At 65.0% G+C, this 12434-nt stretch carries 9 protein-coding genes and 1 pseudogene; 9 read left to right on the top strand and 1 reads right to left on the bottom strand.

The window, feature by feature from the left end:
• Nucleotides 1–28 precede the first annotated feature (28 nt).
• The 9 genes and pseudogenes from AACH55_RS12660 (at nucleotide 29) to AACH55_RS12620 (ending at nucleotide 11481) form a co-directional block, all read left to right on the top strand.
• Nucleotides 29–1591, top strand: coding sequence for an NADH-quinone oxidoreductase subunit L (locus tag AACH55_RS12660; RefSeq protein WP_338714833.1), 1563 nt, complete (start codon nucleotides 29–31; stop codon nucleotides 1589–1591).
• A 23-nt stretch (nucleotides 1592–1614) separates the two neighbouring features.
• On the top strand, nucleotides 1615–4119 hold the full coding sequence (locus AACH55_RS12655) for a DUF2309 domain-containing protein (protein ID WP_338714832.1): 2505 nt from the start codon (nucleotides 1615–1617) through the stop codon (nucleotides 4117–4119).
• Between the two features lie 71 nt (nucleotides 4120–4190).
• The gene (locus AACH55_RS12650) at nucleotides 4191–4985 is read left to right on the top strand and encodes an EAL domain-containing protein (RefSeq protein ID WP_338714831.1); all 795 of its coding nucleotides are present in this window, start codon (nucleotides 4191–4193) and stop codon (nucleotides 4983–4985) included.
• A gap of 133 nt (nucleotides 4986–5118) precedes the next feature.
• Nucleotides 5119–5487, top strand: coding sequence for a hypothetical protein (locus AACH55_RS12645; RefSeq protein WP_338714830.1), 369 nt, complete (start codon nucleotides 5119–5121; stop codon nucleotides 5485–5487).
• Between the two features lie 616 nt (nucleotides 5488–6103).
• Nucleotides 6104–6307 (top strand): annotated as a pseudogene (locus AACH55_RS12640) (ABC transporter permease); the annotation flags it as partial.
• 361 nt (nucleotides 6308–6668) lie between these two features.
• Entirely contained in the window at nucleotides 6669–7688 is a 1020-nt protein-coding gene (locus tag AACH55_RS12635) for a dihydrodipicolinate synthase family protein (protein ID WP_338714829.1), read from the top strand.
• 13 nt (nucleotides 7689–7701) lie between these two features.
• A complete protein-coding gene (locus AACH55_RS12630) occupies nucleotides 7702–9153 on the top strand; it encodes an NAD-dependent succinate-semialdehyde dehydrogenase (RefSeq protein WP_338714828.1) in 1452 nt (483 codons plus the stop codon).
• Nucleotides 9154–9415: 262 nt separating this feature from the next.
• Complete coding sequence (locus tag AACH55_RS12625; protein ID WP_338714826.1) at nucleotides 9416–10351, top strand: LysR family transcriptional regulator; 936 nt, start codon at nucleotides 9416–9418, stop codon at nucleotides 10349–10351.
• A gap of 116 nt (nucleotides 10352–10467) precedes the next feature.
• Nucleotides 10468–11481 (top strand): ornithine cyclodeaminase family protein, encoded by a 1014-nt coding sequence (locus tag AACH55_RS12620; RefSeq protein ID WP_338714825.1) that lies wholly within the window; start codon nucleotides 10468–10470, stop codon nucleotides 11479–11481.
• A gap of 7 nt (nucleotides 11482–11488) precedes the next feature.
• Here the strand turns inward: AACH55_RS12620 and AACH55_RS12615 are convergent, their stop codons facing one another.
• Entirely contained in the window at nucleotides 11489–12235 is a 747-nt protein-coding gene (locus tag AACH55_RS12615) for a hypothetical protein (protein ID WP_338714823.1), read from the bottom strand.
• Nucleotides 12236–12434: the final 199 nt, after the last annotated feature.

Genomic DNA, 12434 nt, shown 5'->3' with positions numbered 1-12434 from the left:
CCCATTCCAATGCATGAGGTTTATTGTCATGACGACCATCCCCTTCCTCGCCTACAGTGCCTGGGCCCCGCCGGCGCTGATGCTGGCCGCCGCTCTGGTGCTGGGCCTGTCCCGGCTGTCGCCGCCGCGCGTATGGACGCTGTTCAAGTCGCTGTCCCTGCTGGCCTTGCTGCCGGCCTTGTTGACCCTGATCGCCGGGCGTGACGGCGCGCCCTGGCCGGGTGTGCTGCATCTGTCGACCTTCGGGCTGATACTGGCGCTGCTGGTGCAGGCGCTGGGCACGGTGATCGGCAGCTTTTCGGCGCGCTACCTGCAAGGCGAACAGGGCCAGCGCCAGTATGCCGCCGCGCTGGCAGCCGTCTTGACCGCCGTGCACCTGCTGCTGCTGGCCGACCACTGGGTCGTGCTGATCGCTGCCTGGGCGGCGGTGGGCCTGGCGCTGCAGCGGCTGCTGTGTTTCTACCCTGATCGTCCGTTCGCGCGCCTGGCTTCCTACAAGAAAAGCATCGCCGACCGCCTCGCCGATGGCCTGCTCATCGTAGCGGCCGCGCTGGCCTGGACGACGGTGGATAGCGGCTCCTTCTCGGCGCTGTGGACGCACCTGGCGCAGCATGGCATGTCCGTGAGCCTGCAGGTCAGCGCGCTGTGCCTGATCCTGGCGGTGATCCTGCGCACGGCCCTGCTGCCGGTGCACGGCTGGCTGATTCAGGTGATGGAAGCGCCCACCCCGGTCTCGGCCTTGCTGCATGCCGGCGTGGTCAACCTGGGCGGTTTCGTGCTGGTGCGCTTTGCCCCCTTGCTGGACCAGGCCATCGCCGCGCGCGCCGTGCTGCTCATCGTCAGCGCCGGCACCGTGCTGCTGGCCGGGCTGGTGATGCTGACCCGCATCAGTATCAAGGTCAAGCTGGCCTGGTCGACCGTGGCGCAGATGGGATTCATGCTGCTGGAGTGTGCAGCAGGCCTGTACCTGTTCGCCGCGCTGCATCTGATCGGGCACTCGCTCTACAAGGCCCATGCCTTCCTGTCGGCTTCGTCGGTGGTGCGGGAAACGCGTCTGGCCGCCTTGCACAGCCCGGCCTTGCCCGGCGCTGCCAGCGTGATCCTGGCGCCGCTGGCGAGCATCGCCCTGGTGCTCGGCCTGCACAGCCTGAGCCCGCACGCGGCCTGGCCGTGGTGGTGGAGCGGCATCCTCGGCCTGGCCTGGGCGCCGCTGCTGTGGTGCCCGACGGCGCCGGGCAGCAGCTACCTGCGCAGCTGGCTGCTGGGCCTGCTGGGTGCGGGTGGCCTGACGGTGGGCGCCCTGGTTGCGCACCTGCTGCCGCTGCACATCGCTGATGATCCGCGCACCGCGTTCGGCGTGACGGCCCTGCTGGCGATGCTGGCGCTGTATGGCTGCATGGGCCTGCTGCAACTGGCACCGCACAAGATGGCCGCCTGGCGCCGCCGCAGCTACGCCGGCTTCTACCTCGATGAAGCCTATACCCGGCTGGCCCTGCAACTCTGGCCCTCGAACTGGGCCCCCAGCGCCCGCCGGGCCGCCGCCGCACAGAATGTGAACAATCTCGCCGCCGATAGCCGTCACCAGGGCTGAACCCGCCTCACCGGAGAAACCGCATGAACGTTTTGGAAAAAAATAGCCAGACCCTCACCGCCTGGAGCGCCGAGCTGGAACACCACCTGCAGCAAGCCTGTCAGGACGCCTGCAGCGCCATCGCCCCGGCCTGGCCGCTGGACCGCGCCATCGCCGTCAACCCGCACTGGTCGCGGGTGGGCATGCCGCTGCGGGAGGTCGCCGCGCGCATGGCCTTGCTGGGCGGTATCCAGGTCTTTCCGCCCAAGGACCAACTGCAGCAAGCGTGGGAACAGGGCCGCGTGATGCAGGCCGATCTGGAATACGCCCTGGCGCAATCCATCGAGGCCCAGGAACGCGGTGTCGACGTCGCCCACTGCCTTGCCGTACTGGCCTCGGGCAACCCGCCGCCGCGCCTGCCGCTGCTCATCGACGTGCTGGACAACGATCCCCAGCGCCATACCCGGCTCTCCTGGCGCCAGGCCATCACGCACCAGGTCAGCCAGACCTGTGCCGCCTATTTCGACCAGCACCAGGCCGACTGGCAGCCCGAGCGTGGCATGGGCCTGTACGCCTTCTGGCGCGAGACCCTGGAGCACGACCACGGCATCGGCCTGCTGATGGGTCTGCCGCACATCGCCGATGGCATCCGGGCATTGCCGGCCTGCGCGCGTGAAGCCGAGCGCTGGGTGATGCAGCGGCTGGACTTGCCGCCCGAGGTCTGGGCCGATTATCTGGAGTCGGTGCTGCTGACCGTCAATGGCTGGGCTTCCTGGTGCGCCTACCTGGGCTGGCAGGCGCGTCTGGAAGGCGGCAGCGACGAACACCTGCGCGAGCTGCTGGCCATCCGCATGGCCTGGGGCGCCTTGCTGCTGGAGTGCAAGGATGACGAAGCGGCCAGCCATGCCTTCCACACCGTGCAGCAGGCTTGGGCGCGCTCACAGGAGCGGCTGCAGCAGGCCCGGCAGGAGTTGCTGGTCGATGAACTCTGGCAGGTCGCACTGGAAGCAGGCTATCAGCGCCGGCTGGCGGCCGCCTTGCTGAAGCAGGCGCCAGCCAGCGCCGGCGCCGTGGAGGTGCAGGCCGCCTTCTGCATCGACGTGCGCAGCGAACCGCTGCGGCGTGCGCTGGAAGCCGTGCATCCGGGCATGCAGACCCTGGGCTTTGCTGGATTCTTCGGTCTGCCGGTGGCGTACACGCCGCTGGCTACGCAAGCCAGCCGGCCGCAATTGCCGGGCCTGTTGCCGCCCGCTTTGCAGGTGCAGGATGTGGTGGCACCGGCGGGTGCATCGGCCGATGGCGGCGTGCTGGCCAGCGCGGTGGCGCGGGCGCGGCGCAAGACGCTGGCCTTCAAGGAGCAATGGCAGGGCAACACGCGCTGGCCGGGCTCGGCGTTTTCCTTCGTCGAGGTGGCGGGCGTGACCGCGCTGGGCGGCCTGTGGCAATGGCTGCGGCCGGGGCAGGGCGAGCGGGCGCGCGATGACCTGGCCGGCTTGCCCGCGCGTTACCGTGAGGTCTGCCGGCCGCAACTGGTCGGCGTGACGCTGGCCGACAAGGTGGCGCTGGCCGCCCGCGTGCTGCACGCCATGGGCCTGGACCGCCAGGTGGCGCCGCTGGTGCTGCTGGCCGGCCACGGCAGCCAGTCGGCCAACAACGCGCATGCAGCGGCGCTGGACTGCGGCGCCTGCTGCGGCCAGACCGGCGAAGTCAATGCCCGCACGCTGGCGCAACTGCTCAACGAAAAGGAAGTGCGGCGCGGCCTGCTGGAGCGGCAGATCTTCATCCCCGAAGACAGCCATTTCCTGGCCGTGCTGCACAACACCACCACCGACGAGATCGAAGCCTTCGACCTCGACCTGCTGCCGCCCGCCGCCCTGGCGCGCTGGCAGGCACTGCAACCGGTGCTGGCCGAGGCGGGCGACCGCGTGCGGCGCGAGCGGGCGCCAGCCCTTGGCGTGGACCCGGCGCAAGCCGCTGCAGCCCTGCTCAAACAGTTGCGTCAGCGCGCCAACGACGGCGCCCAGCCGCGTCCCGAATGGGGCCTGACCGGCAACGCCGCCTTCCTGATCGCCCCGCGTGCCCGTAGCCGGGGGCTGGACCTGGGCGGACGCTGCTTCCTGCACGACTACGATGCCAGCCAGGATCAGGACGGCAGCGTGCTCGAACTGCTGATGACCGCGCCCATGCTGGTGACGCACTGGATCAACTGGCAGTATCACGCTTCCACCAGCGACCCGCTGCGCCTGGGCAGCGGCAACAAGCTGCTGCACAACGTGGTGGGCGGCACCATCGGCGTCTTCGAAGGCAACGGCGGTGATTTGCGGATCGGCCTGTCGCGCCAGTCCTTGCATGATGGGCAGCAGTGGGTGCACGAGCCGCTGCGCCTGACGGTCGTCATCGATGCGCCGGCCGAATCCATCGATGCCATCGTCGCCCGCCATGCCATCGTGCGGCAATTGCTGGAACACGGCTGGCTACACCTGTGGCGCTTTGGTGAAACCGGACTGGAGCAGTGGCGGCGCGAAGGCTGGAAGTCAATCGCCCTGTGAAACTTCTGGTATCGTTGACCAGATGTTGTAGCATGGATACCGTTTAGCAACGATGAACCGCTGGAGAAAGAATGATCCCCATCCTTCCAGCCTCCCATGCCGGCCCGGGACACGACGCTTCGCGTCGTTCCTGCGAGGGCTGCTCCGAGGAGGGCCAACTGGACATCCAGTTCGAGTACGCCTATCAGCCCATCGTGCGGCTTTCCACGCGCTCGGTCTATGCCTACGAAGCGCTGGTGCGCGGTCCCCAGGGCGAGCCGGCCTACACCGTGCTGGCCCAGGTCAATGACAGCAACCGCTATCGTTTCGACCAGGCCTGCCGCACCAGGGCGGTGGAAGGCGCGGCGCGGCTGGGGATGACCGAGTTCCTGTCGATCAACTTCCTGCCCAATGCGGTATACCGGCCGGAAGTGTGCATCCAGAGCACCTTCAAGGCGGCGCGCCAGCATGACTTTCCGATCGAGCGCATCATCTTCGAGGTCACCGAAGGCGAACGCGTGGACGACCGGCCGCATCTGGTGAACATCTTCAAGGAATACAGCCGCTTCGGTTTTCGCACGGCCATCGATGATTTCGGTGCCGGTTACGCCGGCCTGAACCTGCTGGCTGAATACCAGCCCGACCTGATCAAGATCGACATGGACCTGGTGCGCAACATCGATGCCGACAAACCGCGCCAGGCCATCGTGGCGGGTATCGCCGCCATCTGTCGCGAGCTGGACATCGAAATCCTGGCCGAAGGCGTGGAAACCCGTGCCGAGCGCGATCACCTGGCCGCGCTGGGGATTGACCTGATGCAGGGCTACTGGTTTGCCAGACCGGCTTTCCAGGCCCTGGCGTTGGTGGCCGATGCGGTCTGGGACTGAGTTCTTCAGGGTGTAAGCAAAGAAATGAAGCAAAAGCGGCATGCTCTCGATGCCGCTTTTTTGCGTTCTGTTCAGGGCAGGGACGCCAGGCGCGGCTACAATCCCTGGCCGGAACATGTAAAGAGATATCCCAATGAAGATCTACGCCACTCTGCCGTGGCTGGCAGCGATGCTGGCACTGACCGGCTGTGCCACCGAAGCCTATCGCGCCACCGAGAGCCAGTGCGCTCCGGCGGCCTATGCCCAGTATCCGATCATCCAGCAGACGCGCCTGGAGATGCGCACCCGCGCCATCCAGGTGCCGACCGGGCAGACCCGCTGCAGTTCGGTGGTCAATGGCAACAGGACCGATACGGTCTGCCAGGACATCCTGCGCACCGAGTATCAGCAATATCCCGTCTACGTGACGGTGGACATCAATGAATATGGCCGCAACCAGGTCATCACGGCCTGTGCGCGCAGCCAGTGCGTGAGGACGCACGGCAATCCGGACTGTGAATAGTCAGCCCGGCGCCAGCCCAGCCTGAGCATCGGCCGGGCCGGGCGCTGCCTCGATGCGCTCGATGTCCAGCCGCGCCGGTTCGTCACTGCGCAAGAAACCCCCGCCACAATCCGCTCCGCAGCAAGGCCTGTTCACGCGTATGCCGCAAGCCGCGCACGCCCGGTGAAGCTTCATGCAAAAAGCGGATATCCAAGCACGATTTACTTTGTGGCTTCAAACGATCCTGTCGCCCACAATCGTGGCTCGCGGCGACTGCAGAGGCTGATCCCGCGTCCCCCGGGGCGACTTTGCGATCAGGCCATGCACACCAACAACTTCATGCGTATCCCTGGTTTTCTGCAGTTCCGGGAGGAGGGCTGTGCGCAGCACGGATGGCTCGCCAGCCTGTCCTGACAAAAGTGCCCTATGAAGGTTTGTGCCGCTGGCGGGCTGTTTTTTCCCGCACGTTGCCTGCGAACCCGCGTCCAGCGGCATGAGCTTGCCCCCGGGGCGGCCGGCGCTGCAACACGCACTGAATACTTTTTCCCAAAAACACCTCTTTTCGGAGCCTTGCATGCTGCTTTCCCGTCTTTTCCGTCACTTCCTGCTGGTCCTGACTGTACTTTGCGCCAATGCCACCATCACGCTGGTGGCGCTGATCAGCTCGTCCGCCATGGCCGGTGCGGTGGGCGCAGGCGGGCTGGGCGATCTGGCGATCCGCTATGGCTATCAGCGCTTTGATACGCAGGTGATGGTGATCGTCATTGCGATGCTGATCTTGCTGGTGTCGCTGGTGCAGCGCCTGGGCGACAGCTACGTGCGCCGCCTGCGCAACCGCTGACAAGAGCGGGCCGGCAATGCTGTGACGGCCGGTTCCGCGATGTATGGATTCCGCGTTTGTTTGTCTCCCTACAAGCCGACACCGGCCGTGACCGGCGGCATGAGCGCATGCGCAATCGGGTTGAACCATGCGCGGCTGATCCGAAAGAGCGCCCATCCGATCCTGTTTCCTGTTCCCAGTGCTACATCGCAAACAGCATGACGCGATATAGCAAAAGCGGCATATCTGCTTTCCCGTCCACGTAGTGCCAGAGCGAGGTCGGGCTCATTATGATGAGCCCCACTGCCACCTCGGTCCCCGATTCACCGAGGGCACACCTCCGCATTGACGGGCTTTCTCCGAACCAGTTACAGGAACCACGATGGCGAACTACAAGAAGCAGGATGCGCGTGCATGGGCGCGCGAATACCTCACCGGCTGCAGTGCGGTCACCCTTCCCAGCTATAGCGCCGACCTCAAGCGGCTCAACGAAAAAGGTATCCGCCACGATATCGACCTGGCCGTACGGTTCGGTTACCGCTACACCTTGCTCTGCGCGGAAGTGGCCATCACCCCCGAAGAAAATGCGCAGTTTACCGCCTGGGCGCGCGAATCGGCCGGCCGGAACATGGGATTGTTCTTCCACGCCGCCTTCGGCACCCTGCAGGAAAACATCGAGGCCGTGAAGCTGGCCGAGAAGGCGGGCGCCGATATCGTCCTGCTGTCGTATCCTCCGCAGTTCTGGCCCGCCAACGAGCAGCAGATCTACGACTACACCCGACAGTTCTGCGATGCCACCGACCTGGCCGTCATGCTGTTCCCGATTCCATTGTGGGGCTTCGAGCGCGTGCATCCGGCCGGGATGCCGGTGGAGTTCGTGCGTCGCCTGCTCGACGACATTCCCAATATCGTGGCCATCAAGTCTGAACAGGGTTTCCCTCTGGTGGCGGGACTGTGCGAGATGTGGCACCACTTCCGCGATGAGGTGGTGATCAGCTGTCCCATCGAGGGCGATGCGATCCCGATGATGAGCATGATGCATCTGCAGTTCTCCGGCACCAGCAATACCCAATGGATGCAGGACTACTATCCGCGCGCCTTCCAGCTGGCCAGAGACGGTCAATGGGAAGAGGCCATGCAGTTGTACTGGAAGGTGCAGCCGGCGCGGCTGGCCAATAGCGCTGCATCGGCGACCTACGCCGGTGGCACCGGGGTGCTGAACCGTACCCAATGGAAATACCAGGACTGGCTGGCCGGCTTCAACGGCGGGCCTTTGCGTGCGCCCGCCATGCGTTGCCCGGACCGCATCATGCGCCAGCTGCGCGAAGGGTTGCGGGCCTCTGGCATCACACCCACCACCGATCCCGACAGCGAATTCATGACCGGTCGCCATCCCGTTTAAGAGAGGACCTGCAATGCCACATCCAGAAGTCAGTCAGGTCAAGACGGGCCTCCATATCGGCGGGCAATGGCGCGAGGCCTCCGATGGCGGACGTTTCGAAGTCCGTGATCCCGCCACCGAAGAGGTACTGGCCGAGGTGGCCAGCGCCTCGGTGGCCGACGCGCTGGAGGCGGTCGATGCCGCCTATCGCGCCGGTCCGGCCTGGGCCGCCACCTCGCCCAGGCAACGAAGCGATGTGCTGCGTCGCGCCTTCGATCTGCTCATGGAACGCAAGGAAGCCTTCGCGCGCCTGATCGTTCTCGAAAGCGGCAAGGCGCTCGCTGAAGCGCGCGGCGAGGTCATCTATGCGGCCGAGTTTCTGCGCTGGTATTCCGAAGAGGCGGTCCGCATTCAAGGCGAAGTGTCGCAGGCACCCGGCGGGGCCAACCGTATCCTGGTAGTGCGGCAGCCGATTGGCGTGGCCGTCTTCGTTACGCCCTGGAACTTCCCGGCTGCGATGGCGACCCGCAAGATAGGCCCGGCGCTGGCGGCCGGTTGCACGGTGGTACTCAAGCCGGCCTCGGAAACGCCGTTGACCGCGCTGGCGATGGCTGAGATCTTCGAAGAAGCGGGCGTACCGGCCGGTGTGATCAATGTCGTACCGTCGCGCAAGTCCGGCGAGGTCGTCAAGGCGATGCTGCAAGACCCGCGCGTACGCAAGCTCTCCTTCACGGGTTCAACCGAAATCGGCCGGGTCTTGCTGGAGCAGGCTGCACAGAATGTCGTGAAATGCTCGATGGAACTGGGCGGCAATGCGCCCTTCATCGTTCTGGAAGACGCCGATCTGGAGGTCGCGGTGGCCTCTGCCATGGTGGCCAAGCTGCGCAACGGCGGCGAGTCCTGCACGGCGGCCAATCGCTTCTATGTGGCGCGAGCCGTCGCAGAAGAGTTTTCAATGCGCTTCGCACAGGCCATGGCGGCCGTCAGGATAGGACCGGGTCTGGAGGAGGGCGTGCAGCTTGGACCCCTGGTCAACCGCAGCACGCTCGACAAGGTGCATCAGCTGGTCACCGAAGCGGTGGAGCAGGGCGCGCGGGTGCTGACCGGCGGCAAGATCCGTGCAGGGAAAGGCTATTTCTATGAACCCACGCTGTTGACCGGTGTGCGTCCGGATGCCGCCATCCTGCATCGGGAAATCTTCGGTCCGGTGGCGCCGATCTGCGTGTTCGACAGTATCGATGAAGTGATCCGGCTGGCCAATGACACCGCATTCGGACTGGTGTCCTTTGTGCATAGCCAGGATCTCGGCAAGGCACTGCATGTGGCCGAGCGCATCGAGGCCGGCATGGTCGGCATCAATCGCGGCGTGGTGTCCGACCCGGCCGCACCGTTCGGCGGCTGGAAGCAGAGTGGTGTCGGCCGGGAAGGCGGGCACGATGGCCTGCTGGAATACCTTGAGTCCAAATACATCTGTGCATCGTGGTGATGACGGTCACCCGGGTACGTTCCCTTGGTTCTCCCACAGTGAGATAAACGATGATCAAGACGACGGCTGCGATCCGGCGCAAACCGGGCATGACGCAACAGGAGTACTTCCGCTATATCCTTGATGTCCACGCCGCTCTGGCAAAAGCCAGGCCATGACCCGCGAGCATGTGATCATCTGAGCAGTTTTTTTCAATGAGGCAGGGTTTGCCGATGGCATTGCCCGGTCCTGCCAACAGCGATATCGAGGAGCGCAGACGTTCTTGAACAAGCCAGATTCTTCCTTGCCGATCCCGGCCATCCTCGATGCACGCTGGGCGCTCTTTGCCAGGGTGGCCGAACTGGGCAGCCTGACGCAGGCCGCCAATGCGCTCAATGGACCGCAATCCGTGATCAGCCGCCAGATCGGCCAGCTGGAGAGGCAATGCGGCGCCAAGCTGTTTCGTCGCACCGGGCGCGGCGTGGTCCTCACCGAATTTGGTGAAATCGTCTACCGCCGCATCCGGGCGCTGATGCTGGAGGCTGACCGGCTCGCCGATGACATTCTGACGACCAGCAATATCCCGATCGGCGAGGTCCATGTGGGCTTGTTGCCCTCGACCGTGCCGACGTTTGCCGGGCGACTGTTCCAGGCGGTTCAGGCGCAATTTCCACGGGTCCGCCTGCACCTGGTCGAAGGTTCCGGCGCTCAGCTTGAAGAATGGCTGGCGGGTGGCCGTCTGGATATGGCCTTGTTGTTGCGGGAAGGTGTGGTGGACGATAGGGATGAGCCTTGCCTGTTGACCACGACGCTTGATTTGATCGGCCCGCGCGATGCCCCCGTGCTGGCATCCGGACGCATTGCCTTTGATGCGCTGCAGAGCCTGCCCCTGATATTGCCCGCTGAGCCCCATGTCCTGCGCCGACGGCTCGATGTCCTGGCCCGCGAGCGCGGCGTGCGGCTGAGCGTTTCGGTCGAGGCCGACACCATTGCCCTGCAAAGAGAAATTGCAGCAGCCGGCATCGGCTATGCCATCGTCGCTGCAGTGTCTGGCACCGGCGTGCAGGATGGCCGCCTGGGCAAGGCGCGCATCGTGGAGCCTGAGCTCATGCGCAGTATCGTCCTGGGTACCACCCGGCATCGGCCGAGCACGCTGGCAACGCGCAGCCTGCACCAGCTGATTCGCACTTTGTTTTCACACCCGGCGCCCATCCGCTAGCAGAGACGCTGGCCAGTTCGTTCAGGCTGCCATTTCTGCCTTCTTTATGTCGATCCCGGATTTCCGGACAGGGCTCCGCCTTGTCTGGCCGACCTGCCTATGAGGAGTTCGTTTTCATGTCTGCATCTGCCGCCATTGCTTCTGTCCCGCCGACCCTCTTTCTGACCGATGACGACGTGAGCCAGCTGCATAGCTGGAAGGACGCCATCGACGCGCTGCGCGCCGCTTACGCAGCGCCGGTTGAACAACAGATGGTGCCGCCGCGTTCCATGGCGCGCGGTAACGGTATCTGGCTGCGCACGCTCAGCGCCATTTCGCCCAGCGGCGGGCACCTCGGTTCCAAGCTGATCTCGGCGTCGCCTCGGGCGGGCTGCGCCAGCTATCTCATCTCCCTGTTCGATGAGCAGACCATGGCGCTGTCCGCATTGATCGATGGCAACCAGATCACGGCCATTCGCACGGCCGCCACTGCGGCCATCGCGGTGGACGCGCTGGCCCCGCGGCGGGCGCTGCGGGTGGCCGTGATCGGATCCGGTTTTGAGGCGCGCTCACAACTCAATGCCTTGCATGCGGCCCGCTCCCTTCAGTCGGTGTCGGTCTTCAGTCCCACGCCGGCCAGCCGCGAACGCTTTGCCGCAGATTTCCGCCATCGCGCGGGTATCGACATCAGCGCCGCCCCGAGCGCTGAGACGGCAGTCAAAGGCGTTGATGTGGTCATTTGCGCTGCCCGCTCACGTGACGAATCTCCGGTCTTGCGCGGGGAGTGGCTGGAGCCTGGCATGTGCGTTGTCTCGATAGGATCGACGCTGCCGGAGCAGCGCGAGGTAGACGTCGATGTGATTGCGCGCGCCGGTCTCATCGTCGCCGACATGGTTGAGGAGGTGGCACACGATACCGGGGACATGATTGCCGCCCACCGCGCCGGCATCCGCTTTGCGGACAAGCTGCACGGGCTGGACGATCTGATCGGCGGTCGCCTGGCGCCACGGCCTTCAGGTGAAATAGCGCTGTACAAGTCGGTCGGATCAGCGCTGCAGGATGTCGTCACCGCGGAGATGCTGCTGCGCCGCGCGAGGGAAAGCGGCAAGGGCAGCATGCTCCCGGTGTCGATCACACCGGTTCGGAAATGAGGCGCCTTTAATGGAGCTGTCGTGCCGGCTCGTGGCGCAGCGGGCGGAAACCCCATTCGCCGGTATCCGGTCGGTACAGGGCATAGATCTCGCTCATTCCCTCCATGGTCCACGTATGCAGATAGTCGCTGATGCCAGTAATGTGAATCTTGCGCAGCGCCTCGGTGGCACATTGGCTGATGGCAGATTCGGAGTCATGTTCGAGCGCACCGATCTGCTGGCCATAATTCTCGCCGCCGATGCTGCCCCACCAATGGTGGACAAAGGCCGGAATGTCGGTGCCTATGCGCAGCTGGCGCAGGCCATGTCGGCGCTGGCGCAGATCGAACTGCACCGGCAGCAAGGGAGTCACGAGCGACTGGCTGTCATCGGCTAGCAGGTCGTTGCTGTCCGAGGCATAGAATCCCAGCGACAGCATGAGCCGCTGTTGTTGCTCGGGTATCGCCGCCAGCACGCCGGAGAGGTCGATGCGTTCCAGGCGTTCGCGCTGCCATCCCGCTACGCCGCTCGCCGCCAGATGCTGACAATAGATTTCCGCATCCAGTGCCGAGGCGAAGGTGAGTACGCCGGCTTCCTCTCCCAGCCGGACGATGAAGGTCTGCTTCATGGGCGGCTGATCAGGAGCGGACTCGGCCTCCAGCGTCAGGCCCCAAAGAGAAAAGGGTGAATGCTTCGCGTACACGTCAGGATTTCCCATGATTGATCGGGATGCGAGGATGAGAGCAGGCCCGGCAATCCCGTCTTGTTTTGACAAGGCGTACCGCCTTCGCCGAGATCAGCGAGCGCGTACTGTTCTGGGTGGCAGGGTTCGGCAGCGCGGTTCCACACGCAGGCAACGCAGCGCCAGTGTCCGGTAACGCAGTGAGCGCAGCACGCCGGTGCCGGCGTTGCCTGCCATGCCGGCATGCCGCAGGTCGCGTCGCCCGCGCAGTGAGCGCAGCAAGGAAAAGCCA

Origin of the sequence: Herbaspirillum sp. DW155 (assembly GCF_037076565.1) — a bacterium.
Classification (GTDB): Bacteria; Pseudomonadota; Gammaproteobacteria; order Burkholderiales; family Burkholderiaceae_D; genus Herbaspirillum.
The sequence above is the reverse complement of the archived record's forward strand: the minus strand, read 5'-3'. Positions and strand labels throughout refer to the sequence as shown.

Excerpts from the sequence above, each read along its gene's own strand:
- AACH55_RS12650 (WP_338714831.1), top strand. The coding sequence starts at position 4,191 with ATGATCCCCATCCTTCCAGCCTCCCATGCCGGCCCGGGACACGACGCT.
- AACH55_RS12660 (WP_338714833.1), top strand. The coding sequence starts at position 29 with ATGACGACCATCCCCTTCCTCGCCTACAGTGCCTGGGCCCCGCCGGCG.
- AACH55_RS12645 (WP_338714830.1), top strand. The coding sequence starts at position 5,119 with ATGAAGATCTACGCCACTCTGCCGTGGCTGGCAGCGATGCTGGCACTG.
- AACH55_RS12635 (WP_338714829.1), top strand. The coding sequence starts at position 6,669 with ATGGCGAACTACAAGAAGCAGGATGCGCGTGCATGGGCGCGCGAATAC.
- AACH55_RS12620 (WP_338714825.1), top strand. The coding sequence starts at position 10,468 with ATGTCTGCATCTGCCGCCATTGCTTCTGTCCCGCCGACCCTCTTTCTG.
- AACH55_RS12630 (WP_338714828.1), top strand. The coding sequence starts at position 7,702 with ATGCCACATCCAGAAGTCAGTCAGGTCAAGACGGGCCTCCATATCGGC.
- AACH55_RS12655 (WP_338714832.1), top strand. The coding sequence starts at position 1,615 with ATGAACGTTTTGGAAAAAAATAGCCAGACCCTCACCGCCTGGAGCGCC.